General features: G+C 44.0%; 9 protein-coding genes. 6 read left to right on the top strand and 3 right to left on the bottom strand.

The window, feature by feature from the left end:
- The first annotated feature begins 22 nt into the window (after positions 1–22).
- The 4 genes from FN124_RS20335 to FN124_RS20320 all read left to right on the top strand — a co-directional run bounded on the left by FN124_RS20335 (position 23) and on the right by FN124_RS20320 (position 6,525).
- The gene (locus FN124_RS20335) at positions 23–1,462 is read left to right on the top strand and encodes a RagB/SusD family nutrient uptake outer membrane protein (RefSeq protein ID WP_142686582.1); all 1,440 of its coding nucleotides are present in this window, start codon (positions 23–25) and stop codon (positions 1,460–1,462) included.
- Between the two features lie 96 nt (positions 1,463–1,558).
- A complete protein-coding gene (locus tag FN124_RS20330; protein WP_142686581.1) occupies positions 1,559–4,255 on the top strand; it encodes a glycoside hydrolase family 2 protein in 2,697 nt (898 codons plus the stop codon).
- Positions 4,256–4,539: 284 nt separating this feature from the next.
- Positions 4,540–5,547: a hypothetical protein gene (locus FN124_RS20325; RefSeq protein ID WP_142686580.1), complete on the top strand. Its 1,008-nt coding sequence runs from the start codon at positions 4,540–4,542 to the stop codon at positions 5,545–5,547.
- 159 nt (positions 5,548–5,706) lie between these two features.
- The gene (locus tag FN124_RS20320) at positions 5,707–6,525 is read left to right on the top strand and encodes an SDR family oxidoreductase (protein WP_142686579.1); all 819 of its coding nucleotides are present in this window, start codon (positions 5,707–5,709) and stop codon (positions 6,523–6,525) included.
- A 120-nt stretch (positions 6,526–6,645) separates the two neighbouring features.
- Here FN124_RS20320 and FN124_RS20315 read toward each other — a convergent pair whose 3' ends face one another.
- The 3 genes from FN124_RS20315 to FN124_RS20305 form a co-directional block, all read right to left on the bottom strand.
- Positions 6,646–8,028, bottom strand: a complete 1,383-nt coding sequence (locus FN124_RS20315; RefSeq protein ID WP_142686578.1) for a tetratricopeptide repeat protein — start codon at positions 8,026–8,028, stop codon at positions 6,646–6,648.
- A 79-nt stretch (positions 8,029–8,107) separates the two neighbouring features.
- Positions 8,108–10,891 (bottom strand): family 78 glycoside hydrolase catalytic domain, encoded by a 2,784-nt coding sequence (locus FN124_RS20310; RefSeq protein WP_221887840.1) that lies wholly within the window; start codon positions 10,889–10,891, stop codon positions 8,108–8,110.
- A 21-nt stretch (positions 10,892–10,912) separates the two neighbouring features.
- Positions 10,913–11,929, bottom strand: coding sequence for a zinc-binding alcohol dehydrogenase family protein (locus FN124_RS20305; protein WP_142686576.1), 1,017 nt, complete (start codon positions 11,927–11,929; stop codon positions 10,913–10,915).
- A gap of 215 nt (positions 11,930–12,144) precedes the next feature.
- Here FN124_RS20305 and FN124_RS20300 point away from each other — a divergent pair, with 215 nt between their 5' ends.
- Positions 12,145–12,705 (top strand): RNA polymerase sigma-70 factor, encoded by a 561-nt coding sequence (locus FN124_RS20300; RefSeq protein ID WP_142686575.1) that lies wholly within the window; start codon positions 12,145–12,147, stop codon positions 12,703–12,705.
- A 95-nt stretch (positions 12,706–12,800) separates the two neighbouring features.
- Positions 12,801–13,787, top strand: coding sequence for a FecR family protein (locus FN124_RS20295; protein ID WP_142686574.1), 987 nt, complete (start codon positions 12,801–12,803; stop codon positions 13,785–13,787).
- Positions 13,788–13,888: the final 101 nt, after the last annotated feature.

Raw genomic sequence — 13,888 nt, 5'->3', positions numbered from 1 at the left:
CTTCAATTAAACATCCAAATTTATGAGTTTTATTAATATTATAGGAAAAAAAACTCTAATTCTATTTACTGGATTACTTTCAGTCACTAGCAGCTGTAAAAAATTCATTGATACAGATGGGCCAATAACAAGTATTAGTGGTAAAAATGTATATGATAATGATGCCACATCTATAGCGGTTCTAACTGGCATTTACACCAAAATTAGCCAAAGCTCAGTACAATATGGTGGTTCAGACTTTTCAAGTATTGGATACATTACGGGACTATTATCAGACGAACTAACCTTATACATTGGAAATACAGATCCGACTCTAGCCTCCTACTACGAAAACGCAATGTCCTCCCGCCTGCAAAATTCCAGCTTCTGGAACACTATTTACAATAGAATCTATATTGTTAATTCTGCGATTGAAGGGTTAAACAATGCAAAAAATTTAACCGAATCGATTAGAGTTCAATTAATGGGAGAGGCAAAATTCATAAGAGCACTTTGTTATTTCTACCTTGTAAATTTATATGGAGACATCCCTTTGGTCACCAGCCCGGACTATACCGTAAACATGTCGCTATCCAAATCTCCTCAAGGCAGAGTCTGGGCGCAGATAATCCTAGATCTAACAGATGCAAAAAAACAATTAAGTGCTAATTTCCTAGATGCTACTTTACTTGTTAAAACAGATGAAAGAGTTAGACCTACTCAATGGGCTGCGATAGCTCTCCTTGCTCGATCCTACCTTTATACTAAAGATTGGGATAATGCCGAAAAAGAAGCCAGTATTCTCATTGAACAATCAGACCTCTTTGCAATTGAACCTTTAAATAATGAATTTAAGAAAAACAATAGAGAAGCTATCTGGCAATTACAACCTGTTTTGAGAGGATGGAATACAGAAGATGCTAAAGCATATATCATCCCAAAAGAGTATGGGCCTAATGGAGCATCTGGTGTATATATTAGCACATATCTTCTCAATGCTTACGAGGTAAATGATAAAAGAAAAAGTCAATGGTTAGATTCAATTGAGTTTGCGGGGACTATCTACCCATTCGCATACAAATATCAACTTAATTCATATGGACAAAGCGTAAATGAATACAACACTGTACTTAGGTTAAGCGAACAATATTTAATACGTGCAGAGGCGAGAGCCAATTTGGAGAACTTTCCGGGAGCGCTCGAAGACATAAAAAAGATAAGAGAAAAAGCAGGATTAACAAATATAACTTTTACAACAAAAACAGAAATACTTTCAGCTATTCTACATGAGAGACAAGTTGAATTATTTACAGAGTACGGTCACCGATGGTTTGATCTTAAAAGAACTAATAATATAAACACAGTCATGAATAGAGTAACCGCAGACAAAGGTGGTAACTGGACACCCAATGGGCAATGGTTCCCAATCCCTTTTTATGATACCCAAACAAATACGAACATCCAGCAAAATCCAGGCTATTAATTGTCATCCTTCTATAAATACACATCGTGATACAAATAAGATACTACTTCGATTGAATCCTAAGAAAGAATTAATACGCATAACCAATCAATAAAAATGAAGTTAAGTAAAAAACATCTATTATCGCTGACATTGTTGATAACAGGATCTATCTTCGCTCACGGCCAATCAGATACAACGGCGGAAAATATAGACCTTTATCGTATGCAACCAATTCACATGCAAACACGTTGGAAAGTGAATCCTCTAATAAAATCAAAAGAATATCCCAGGCCCCAACTTGAACGAAATAACTGGCAGAATCTAAATGGTTTATGGGAGTATGCTATTACTGATTCAGCCACAGATTTCCCAAACTCATACAATGGGACAATATTAGTTCCTTACCCAATCGAATCTGCATTGTCCGGGGTAAAGAAAACGCTAAAACCAGACGAACGTCTATGGTACAAAATGGATTTAGAAGCTCCGGTTCTAAAAAAAACTGATAGATTAATTTTAAACTTTGGAGCCGTAGATTGGCAGGCAACAATTTTTATAAACAAGAAAAATGTAGCTATACATACAAATGGTTATGAAGGGTTTTCAATTGACATTACAGATTATCTCAAATCAGGCATCAATGAATTATTGGTAAAAGTATATGACCCCACTGATCAGGGCCCTAATCCGCACGGAAAACAAACTTTAAATCCAGGAAATATCTATTATACCCCAACAAGTGGGATATGGCAGACCGTGTGGCTAGAAAAAGTTCCATTAGCACATATAAAAAAAATCAAAACCAGCCCTGATATAGATCGAAATTTATTATCTGTCTTGATAAATACATGTAATGCTAAAGCCAATATGTTTCTGGAAGTATCAGCTATTTCCTTAGGAAAGGTATTGAGCACTCAACGAGTACGAATAACAAATGATAGCAATCAAACCCGTATAAACTTGCCTATATCCAATACTAGGCTTTGGTCTCCGGACACCCCATTTCTGTATGATCTTTCTGTCAAATTACTAAGTAGCAATAAAGTAAAAGTACTCGATGAAATTAAGAGCTACTTTGGTATGCGAAAAATAAATATCCAAAAAGACGAAAAAGGGAGAGATCGGATTTATTTAAACAATCAATATACTTTTAATTTTGGTGTCTTAGATCAAGGATATTGGCCGGAAGGTTTGTATACAGCACCGACAGATGAAGCCTTATCTTTCGATATTAAAGCAATTAAATTAATGGGGTTTAATACAATTAGAAAACATATCAAAATTGAGCCGGAAAGATGGTATTATTATGCGGACAAAATCGGAGTACTTGTTTGGCAAGATTTTGTGAATCCCCCCCACAGTCTTCCCAATGGGTCAAAAGAAATATTTGAAAAGGAAATAAAGGAAACAATTGAGCAATTATACAATCACCCTAGCATAATTACATGGGTTGTTTTTAACGAACGATGGGGTGCCTATGACCAACAGAGAATCACAGAATGGGTAAAAAAATATGATTCAAGTAGGATTATCAACGGTCATTCAGGCGAATTATTATATGTCAATAATGAATTGAGAGAAGCATCCATTAACCCATGGGTTAGTAGTGACCTTACAGACGTCCACGCATATCCCGAACCACGAAACCCACCAGGTCTGCCAGGAAAAGCAAAAGTACTTGGAGAATTTGGAGGTATAGGAGTAGCGGTACCAAGCCACCAATGGGACGATTTACAAGGATGGGGGTATATCAGCTCGACCGCTGATGAGCTCAAGCAAAAATATGAACAAATGATTTTTACTCTTAAAAGGCTTGAGAAAGAAGGCTTGAGCGGGGCCATTTACACTCAGCCGTTTGATGTAGAAGGAGAAGAAAATGGCCTGCTAACCTATGATAGGGAAATCATTAAAATTCCTCTTAATAATTTAAGGGATATAAATAGAACCCTTATCAAAGGAAATATAGACACAAATCCCAGTTTCACTATTGCCACAAATATTAATTCGGATGACAATGATAACAGATATGAAGAGTTATTACTTCAGTATAAAAAAGGGAAATTGGATTCTTCATTTTTAAGAAGACTTGTACTTACTGCTCTGCGCAAAAAAGATCAATTACATGCTACAGAGGTAGGCAATAGCTATATTGACATTCTAACAACCCCTCTCAGCAAAGAAAATCTGCTCTTTATTAACTACATAACTAACACGACAGATGACAGAGGCTTCTATTTGCTAAGTACGAATGTAGATAAAGTAAATGCAATATTTGGCAAAGTGTATGCACAATATAAAGTTAAGCAAGTAATAGAGAAAAGTGACTTTCCAGGATTTATAGATAAAGTAACCGCTCTTAATTGGGATTCTTTGTATCAGGAAATGAGTCATAAATACGGACAACTGGGAGAAGAATTAGTACTTGGCAAACAAATGATGTACTATCACGATACTCAAGACTGGAAAAATTATGGGAAATATTATAAGTTATACTTTAAAAAGGCATACAAGCATCCTGATTATAAAATCAATAATCTAACATGGTTAATCTTTATAAATGTTGATGATCCGATTATACTTGAGTTTGCTACACAAGTGATTAAATATGATTTGGAAACATGGGACCAGTATAACCCAAGTGCGTATGACACTTATGCAAATTTATTACATAAATTAAATAAATCGAGCGAAGGTATAATTTGGGAAGAAAAAGCACTTAAAATGAAACGAACAGCAGATGAAGAAAGAGTTTTCGCCGAAACCCTCCAAAAAATGAAAGCCGGCCTCCCTACATGGCCTCAAAATAATTAATCTCTACGCGGTGTAAGAGGGTGGATGGTTTACACCCCTTACGCACTCATGCATCCGGTCGCTAGTATTCTTATTAGTGACCCTTTTTTCTCAAAATCCAAAAAAAAATTCATATTCATAGTACGCCGGCAAATCAACCAGTGTACTATAAAGGAGAAAGATTCAAAACTGAAAAGGCCTGATTGAAATAGTTTGTTACTATCCTATAAAAACTCTTCAGTCAGCCCGGTCAGGAGGCAATATAACAGACTTTTTTACACCACCTTTTACAAAAAAACAATGTTATGAAAAGGCCCAGTAATTTACCCCGTATACGATTAAGAATCGATGAAGATGACCAGGTATTCGTTAAAATTGAGAGTTTACCCCAGGAATATCAACACCTGGCCATGCCCGCCGCTAAAATCTCTTTCAGAAGTGATGAATACGTGGATATCGTTAGCCAAACCATAAAACTTGGCCGGTTCACGCTCCGTACACATGAAGTATTTAATAAGGAACAGGATATCATGTTAATACCCTACACCAGGATCGAACTACTGACACTCCACTTTATGGCCGGAGGTGAAGTAGTGGCCGAAATCACAGACCGGGGCCCTTATATGATGGCCAAAAGGGAAATGACCCTGTTCAAACTCGAACCCAGCTCGCATAGAGCGCCTATGAAAGCATGGGACAATATGTTCAGCTTCCATATCGATATTAGACCGGAAGATATGGCCGAAATGGCAAAGGAATATCCTGAGCTCGCCACTATAGCAAAAAAAACATCCAGGAAAGGAAGCGCTCCCGTTAATATAGAGCCCTATCATATTAACATGGCCTGTACAGAGTTGATTGATGCCATCTGTAATTGTAAATTTATAGGTAAACAGGCAGAAGTATTCATGCACAGGTGCTGCCTGGATCTGTACATGAATTTCGCCGCACAGGATGAAATGGAAGACGAACCCATGCGGGTGTTCCCGCTATATGTATCCGAAAAACTGGAAGACTCCATTAAATACCTCGTCAATACTACCAACGAAAAATTCTCAATAGCTAAAATGTCGGTACTGCTCGACCTGGGTATCCAGGAACTGCGGGAAGCCTTCATGGATAGCTTTTATATAGCGCCGGAACGCTTTCACCTGCAACGGCAAATGATGCAGGCATATAGCACGGCCGTAACCACTGCAGAGCCCCTGGAAAAAATTTGTACTTCTATAGCAATGAACAATGTAGAAGAATTCACTACCCTTTTTGAATCCTATTTTAACTGTTCCTTCGCTATCATCCGTAATAGTCAATGAAGAGATTGAATATTCCCCATTTTGATTTTTTAGGTTGTTAATATGCCGGATCAATCCTGGTCCGGCAATTTACTATCCCTCAAAATAACCCTTGCTTTTTGTGGTCAGAGAAAGATTCCTTAAATTCCTCTTTCTTTCTCACCGCTAAAAGCAAGGGTTATGTCATTTCAGCAACGTACCATCTTTATTACCGGCGCAAGCCGTGGCATAGGCAAAGCCATCGCACTACGCCTTGCCTGTAAAGGAGCTAATATTATCATTGCCGCCAAAAGCGTGGAAGAGGATCTAAGACTGGGAGGCACCATCTATTCTGCCGCCGAAGAAGTAGAAGCTGCGGGAGGTAAAGCGCTTGCTGTACAGGTGGATATCCGGGAAGAAGCACAGATAGCCGCTGCCGTACAGCAAGGCGTTGAAAAATTCGGAGGTATAGATGTGGTGATTAACAACGCATCAGCCATACAGCTTACAAACACGGAAGAAACCCCTGCCAAACGTTTCGATCTGATGTATGATATCAACGTACGCGGCACCTTCCTGGTAACACAACATTGCCTTCCTTACCTGAAAAAAGGAAATAATCCGCATATCCTTACGCTGTCTCCACCGGTGAATATGGACCCAAGATGGTTTGGGCCACATCTTGCCTATACCATCAGCAAATACAATATGAGTATGCTGGCAATGGGCTGGGCCAATGAGCTGGAGAAATATAAAATTGCCTCCAATGCCCTGTGGCCGGCTACTACCATCGCCACCGCAGCAGTGAAAAACCTGCTGGGCGGGGATTCCCTGATCAATAAAAGCCGTACCCCTGAAATCATTGCCGATGCCGTGGAATATATCCTGCAGCAACCAGCTTCTTATTCAGGCCATACATTGATTGATGAAGAGGTACTGAAAGCGACGGGCATCACCAATTTTGATAAGTATGCAGTGGTGCCGGGCGGCAAACTGCAGCGGGATCTGTTCCTGTCTTAAAAAAGTTGAGGCTGTATCATAAATAACTTTTACCCGATTTTACTCGGGTACCGGGTGGAGAAAATTTTCGTATCTGCGATTCTCACACCCATTAAGTTAGTTATGATACAGCCTCTTTCTTCATGAAGGAAATATGCGTGGTGTATCCCGGAAAATAAACTGTTTATAAAGTTGCTCCGCCACCGGGTAAATATCTTCAGGAATTTCTACTATCTCCCCAAACTCCGTAGTCTTGTATAAGGCGCACCGTATTGCCCGCCAGCAGTCTGAAACCTGTTCGGTAAGCAGTGCGCCAAGGGTTACCTGCTGATCCTGTATAATGGCTTCCTGGAATACCAGGCTGTAATCGTTCCAGGCTGATTTTACAATATCGTCATCAGAAAGCTCCAACCAGCGCTCAACAAAGGGCGGTATTGCCTCCCACTCTCTTAAACGGGCCATCAGGGCCACTAATGTATGCGCATAATCCCTGGCATACGGGCCCTGTTCAACAGCCCGCCGCGAAAATTTCAGGGCAAGGTCTAAGCGGGTATTCAGCAGGTACAGGCGCCAGGCTACGCGGTTCAGGTCATAAGGGGTAAGCCGGAGATAATTAAAGTTAAGCTGCTGTTCCATAAACTGGAGCAGCGACAATGCATCTCCTGTCTGTCCCTGATCGGCCAGGAAACAGAGATAACATATTTTAGCATGCAGCATATCGTAGCTGCTCCCCTTTTCTTCTACGGCCTGCCGGTACCAGTTATGCGCTATACTATGATCAGTATTGGTTTCCGCATATAACGCAGCAAGTGCGCACATAGGCAGGCATTTAGGGCTGTAAGGTGCTGCCATCGCCGCTTTATACAGCTTTTCCGCCTCTGCATATTCTCCTGTTGCTTTATAGCAATGCCCCGCCAGGAGCTGTAAAAAAGATACCTGTTGCACAGCCGCCGGCGCATGTTTGTAAACTGCAACGGCTGCTTCATAACGATGCAGGCCCAATAAGGTGCTCATCAGTATATGGGAAGTAGTTATACAGTGCGGATCATTCTGCAGATGTTGGGTCCAGAGGGCTACAGCGGTATCATTATCCTTTGCCTGGTAATAGATGGCTGCAAGCTCCTTGTGTACATTCAACGTGATAAACTCAAATTTCTCTGCCCATTCCAGGCCATTACTCAGCAGGGACACATCGCCGGTTTGTGCCACCACGGTATGCAATGCCTCCAGGTAAACTTTTGCCAGTAAAGCACCTTGCGGGAAATAGTCGTCGGATAGTGTAAAGGCTTGTTCAAAATAATGAATCGCCGCCCTGGGTTCACCTATCTCACAATTACTGTATGCCAGTACCAGGTAAAGCGATACCTGCTCCTGCCGTTGCCAGTTATTGTCTTGTAAGGTTTCCAGGTAAGCAATATCTGTTCTTTCCAGGGTAGTTTCCGGGTGAGGAATACGTTTTTTATCCAGCTGTTGCAGGAATGCGGGTAAATCCTTTTGAATCACATTAAGCAATGTTTCATTCATAATGATTATTTGGGGGATGAGTGACTTCTCTGCGTGCTATGCAAATAGTATATACACGCACAGCAGCATGGAAGTACCATCACCTCACCGCATAATTATCCGCCGACGTAGTCACCGGCCTGCGGTTCACCACATGCAGCACATAATCTCCGGAACCGGTTTCCATTATATACCGGCCTTCTTTATACCCCTTCTCTATTGCCATTGCCACACCGTTCACTGTAATATCCGACGTCGACTCCGCGGGCATATAAATAGTAGCACGCGCATTTGCCGGTATGTGCACACGTAATGTGAAAGTATTATCTTCCTTTTTCCAGTCGCTCACAATTTCACCATAGGGAGAAAGATAACTGGCTTTAGCAGCAGTAACATCTCCAACGGGTTCCGGCCTTATTACAATATCACGGAAAGCAATACTGCCTGCTGCTGGCCGTATACCGGCTAACCCGCTGTAGAACCATTCCATCAGGTGACCCAGCATGAAATGATTATTGGAAGCATCGCGGTATCCCTGCCAGGATTCGGTGAGCGCAGTGGCCCCTTTGGCTAATTGCAGGCCGTAGCCGGGTACATCGGTGCGACTGTTCATATCATAAATCACATCCGAACGGCCTTCATCGTCCAGCACACGGAGCAGGTAACGGTAACCGATATCACCGGCGGTAATACCGTTGTTGTGCCGGCGGATATCTGCCACAATGTTCTCCACGATATCGGCTTTATAACGGGGATCTGCCAGCTGCATGTATACAGACATGGCATTGGCTGTCTGGCTTCCGGTAGCATATTGTTTGGTGCTGTCGTTGAAAAAAGCACGGTTATACGCTTGCTTTACCGCTTCGCTTTGGGAAAGGTATTTTTGCGCGTCTGCTGTTTTTCCTAACAACGCAGCCACTTTAGATAAGATACTGAGATCATAATAGTATATAGCCGTTGCCGTAATACCCTTGGGAGTGAGCTGCGCTTCCCCGGGGAATTTCGGGCCAATATCGTACCAGTCGCCCAGCCCATGCGAAAGGATATGATGATCTGATTTTTGCGCCAGGTAGTTCACATAACGGGTCATCATCGGGTAGCTTTCTTCCAGTACTGATTTATCTCCATACCACTGGTACATATACCAGGGTAAAATGATACCGTTGCTTCCCCATTCCGGTGAATCGCGAAAACCATCTTCAAAATGCACATACTCTGGCGCTATGTCGGGAATAAGCCCTTCTGCTGTTTGCGCATGGATCATATCACGTACTACTTTCCGGCAAAGCGCGGCAATATCATAGTTGTACCTTATGGAGCTGCCCACCAGGTGCGCTTCTTCCAGCCATCCCAGTTTTTCACGGTGCGGGCAGTCGGTGAATATGCTGGCGGTGTTACTGCGGATGGCCCAGTCGATCAGCTTAAAAGTTTTATTAAACAATTCATTGGAGCAGGTAAATTGCCCGATAGTAGCTGCTGCATTACGGGTGTGCAAACTTTGCAGCGTTTGTATTTCAGGCAGTCCTTCAGGATTGCTTTTGCCTGCTGGCACGGCGCCGTCAATTTGTATGTACCGGAAGCCGTAGTACATAAACTGCGGTTGCCAGTACGCTGTATCCTCTCCTTTGAGTGTATAATTAAAAAATACCGGGCTGCCTACGGCAGATTGATCTGCCAGGCCTTTGTCTGTAATAAGTTCTGCGGGCGTAATACGTACTACCATTCCTTTTTTCCCTTTCAGGGAGATGGCAGGAATGGCGGAGGCATTCTGGCCCATATCGTACACCCAGGTAGCAGGCCCGGTTTGTGTGACCTTAACAGGGGTAAAGCGGTCAAATATTTTCAGTGGTGCCGCAGTTTGTGCATCCAGTTGCGGCGGACCGGTTACAGCTACCGCATTTTTCCAGCCTGCATCATCAAAAGAAGGTGTATCCCATCCGGGTTGTTCCAGGTTGGCATCATAATCTTCCCCGCCGTAGATGCTGGAAAAAGTAACAGGGCCGGGCGCAGCTTTCCAGCTGGTATCGCTGATAATATTTTCTGTGCTGCCATCGTGGTATTGCAGGTATAACCTGCAAATCAGCTGTGGATAACCAAACGCACCGGTGAGTTTGCGGTACCTTTCTCCCGGCACATAAAAAAAACCGTTGCCCAGCATTACGCCAATGGCATTATCGCCGCTGTGTAACTGCTCCGTTACATCAAACGTAACATAGAGGGCATGCTGATCGTATTTTGTCCAGCCGGGATCCAGGAAATGATCTCCTGTTTTTTTTCCGTTGAGATGAAGATCAAACTGACCCAGTCCGCTGATGTAAACAGTGGCCCTTTGCAGTGGCTTGGCGATATGAAATACTTTTCTCAGCAGGGGCAGTATATCTTTCCGCAGGCCATAATTTTTATCGTTGGTAACCGCCGGCACAATGCGGGCGCTGTCCGGCATTTTCTCATACCCTATCCATTGCGCCTGCTGCCAGTCGCCCCGGGAAAATAAGCCCGTATGCCACTGTGCTGTTTCGCTCCAACCAGATGGCCTTCCCTGCTGGTCCCATACCATTACTTTCCAGTAATAGGTAGTAGCGGGCAACAGTGGTTTGCCGCTGTAAAGCACCTGTACAGACTGGTCTGACAATACCTTCTTTGAATCCCATATCCGTCCGCGGTTACGCTCCAGTGCAGCAGGATTATCTGCCACCAGTACACGGTACGCAGTCTGACGAACATTGGTTCCTTTGCTTTGCAGTTGCCAGCTGAGTGCGGGCCGGGCGGCATCAATGCCTGCAGGGTTTTGCCGGTATCCACATAACAGGTGTTGCAGCGAAACCTGTTGCGCCACACCGGCATGGGCGATACACAGCAATAGCAAGAATAGCCATGATCTCATCATTCAACTGTTTTTGATAGGTCAAATATCTATGATCGCTTTTATCACTTCATTGCGGGGGTCCAGCCAGGAAGGGAATGTATGTTTCACTTCCCCGAATTTCACGCGGTGTGTAATATATTTTTCAGGCTGCACCTTCCCTTCCCTGATATAGCGGATCACCTGTTCAAAATCTTCGCGGGTGGCGTTACGGCTGCTCATCAGCGTAGATTCCCTTTTGTGAAATTCAGGATGGGGAAACTGCAGCAGGTCCTTTTGCAATCCTATCAGCACATACCGGCCCCCATGCGCCAGGAAATAAATTCCGTTGTTGATAGCTTTCTGGTTACCGGTGGCGTCAATCACTACAGTGGGCATATCGCCGCCGGTGATCCCGCGCAGCCTGCCGGCTACATCCGTAGCAGCGTTAATGGTAAAGGGAATGCCCAGCGTTTCGCGTGCAAACTGCAGCCGTTTATCCTGTATATCAGTAGCAATTACATTTGCACCGGCAATGCGGGCCAGTTCCATGGCTGCCAGCCCTATAGGCCCCGCTCCCATTACCATTACAAATTCACCGGGTTGTACATCCGCCCTGCGGATACCGTGAGCGCTTACAGACAATGGCTCCACCAATGCCAATTGTTCAGCGCTAAGCCCGTTCCCATGCACCAGCAACCGCTCCGGAACGGAAAGAAATTCAACCATTCCTCCATCTTTATGTACGCCCAGCACCGCTATCTGCTCACAGCAGTTAGGTTTGCCGTTGCGGCAGGCAATACAAACGCCGCAATTTTCATAGGGGATCACGGTTACCAGCTCACCTGCACGGAAAGTGCTGCTATCCGCAGCATCCAGCGCTACTATTTCTCCTGCCAGCTCATGGCCCAGGATACGCGGGTAATTAAAATAGGGCTGCGTACCTTCAAAAGCGTGGAGGTCGGTGCCACAAACCCCTATTTTCCGGATACGGATAATAGCCTGGCCAGCCTGCAACGCAGGCATCGCCTGCAGGCCATATTCAAAATTGCCGGGAGTGGTACAGATAAGCGTTTTCACACCAATTAATTTAGAAAAAAATATCGGTACCCGCATGTTTTATTTTTCCGGGCTGGTACCAGTATAATCATCAAAACGGAAGATGAACGAAAATTTTGTCGCCCACCTGGTAAAACGCACTACCTGTTCAGGGCAAATATCCTTGATAAATCATATTTTTGTCATGCCGACACTTATTATCTGCACATTTATATAATTTGGGTATTTTTACTTTTATGCACGACGATATCCCCGAATTGCAACGCAGAATATATACCGGTGATACACAGGCATTTAAAGAATTATATGATAGTTGCTGCACGTCATTGCTGCAACTGGCAATGGCAATTGTTCATACAAGGGAAATGGCCGAAGAAATTGTAGCGGATGTATTTATTTCGGTATGGAAAAAAAGGAATGACCTTAACCAGGTAGCCAACCTGAAATGGTATCTCTATGCGGCTACCCGCAACATCTCCCTTAATTATCTCCGTAAATACGCACATAAAAAAACGGTCCATCTCGATGAAGCGCAAATGCCCGAATACGAAACAGATCCCGAAGCGCAACTCATCAGCAACGAAATGATGCGGCATATTAACACCGCTATCAGCGAGCTTCCCCCGCAATGCCGGCTGATTTTCAGGCTGGTAAAGGAAGACGGCCTCAAATACCGGGAAGTAGCCGCACTGCTCAACGTATCCATCAAAACCGTGGAAAACCAGGTAGGCATCGCCCTGAAAAAACTTACCAAAATGAAATCGCTCCTGGTTTCCCCCCTCCCCGGAAATCAGTAATTCCCTCTCAAAAAAAATTCCATTCCTCTTGGGGGTATTATCATCTTCCTGTTGTCTTATACGCCGGAAGCGACCTTCATTCAAATTATTCTGCCATGAACAACGACCGTATATGGGTATTACTCGGGAAACAGGCCAGCGGTGAAATTTCCCGGGAAGAACTGTCGGAACTGGATGCCCTGCTGAAAGAACACCCGGAGGAAACCGCCTCACCTGAAATGGTGGCGGCCATCTGGCATACCCCGTTGCAGGAAACAGCCGCCTCCGCTAACAGTAAAACCCGTATATGGAACAAAGTAAGCCCTCAGCTTACTTCCTCCACATCCCATGGTATGATACGCAGGATGGTGGCGGTGGCGGCAGCAGCTTCCTTGCTGATCGCCGCATGGGGCGTATGGCAGTTTGTACGGCCAACTGCACCTGTATTGCAGCAACTCAGCTCCGCCCCCGGCGGAAAATCAAAGGTGATACTTCCCGACGGTTCCATCGTTTGGCTCAACCACGGCACACAACTCAACTACGAAAAAAATAAATTCGGCAAACTACACCGCGAAGTAACCCTTACCGGTGAAGCATTTTTTGATATCGCGAAAAACGAAGGGCTTCCTTTTATTATCCATGCAGGAAAGGTAAACATCCGTGTGCTGGGCACTGCCTTTAACGTGAAAGCCTATACGGGCGACAGCACCGTTTCCGCTACGCTGGTAAGCGGGAAAATTGCAGTGTCGTTCCATGAACAAACCGTAGTGCTGCAACCCAAAGAAAAACTTACCATACCACTCACCAGGGTTATACCGGTATTCCGGCAACAACACCTGGAAACAGACAGCAGCGGCCAACTTCCCGGCATATCCTGGCTCAATAATAAACTGGCATTCGACAACGAAACCTTTGGAGAACTGGCCGTTAAAATGCATAACTGGTACGGCGTTACTTTCCATTTTGAATCGCCCGGCCTGGAACAACTACGGTTCTCCGGCATCATCGATACGGAATCACTGGAGGAAGCATTGAAAATGTTACAGCTATCGCGCCCCTTTAATTTCCGGATCAATGGGAAAGAAGTCCTGGTTAGTAATTAACGCCGCATTATCCATCTTCCAAAAAACAATTGTTATGACCTAAAAAAAACCTACAAAAAACGCACTCATTTACTTTCCATCACCCTCTTACATTCCATGTT

The organism is Chitinophaga polysaccharea, assembly GCF_902150045.1.
Taxonomy (GTDB): Bacteria; Bacteroidota; Bacteroidia; order Chitinophagales; family Chitinophagaceae; genus Chitinophaga; species Chitinophaga polysaccharea_A.
The sequence above is the reverse complement of the archived record's forward strand: the minus strand, read 5'-3'. Positions and strand labels throughout refer to the sequence as shown.

Excerpts from the sequence above, each read along its gene's own strand:
- FN124_RS20335 (WP_142686582.1), top strand. The coding sequence starts at position 23 with ATGAGTTTTATTAATATTATAGGAAAAAAAACTCTAATTCTATTTACT.
- FN124_RS20330 (WP_142686581.1), top strand. The coding sequence starts at position 1,559 with ATGAAGTTAAGTAAAAAACATCTATTATCGCTGACATTGTTGATAACA.
- FN124_RS20325 (WP_142686580.1), top strand. The coding sequence starts at position 4,540 with ATGAAAAGGCCCAGTAATTTACCCCGTATACGATTAAGAATCGATGAA.
- FN124_RS20320 (WP_142686579.1), top strand. The coding sequence starts at position 5,707 with ATGTCATTTCAGCAACGTACCATCTTTATTACCGGCGCAAGCCGTGGC.
- FN124_RS20315 (WP_142686578.1), bottom strand. The coding sequence starts at position 8,028 with ATGAATGAAACATTGCTTAATGTGATTCAAAAGGATTTACCCGCATTC.
- FN124_RS20310 (WP_221887840.1), bottom strand. The coding sequence starts at position 10,891 with ATGAGATCATGGCTATTCTTGCTATTGCTGTGTATCGCCCATGCCGGT.
- FN124_RS20300 (WP_142686575.1), top strand. The coding sequence starts at position 12,145 with ATGCACGACGATATCCCCGAATTGCAACGCAGAATATATACCGGTGAT.
- FN124_RS20295 (WP_142686574.1), top strand. The coding sequence starts at position 12,801 with ATGAACAACGACCGTATATGGGTATTACTCGGGAAACAGGCCAGCGGT.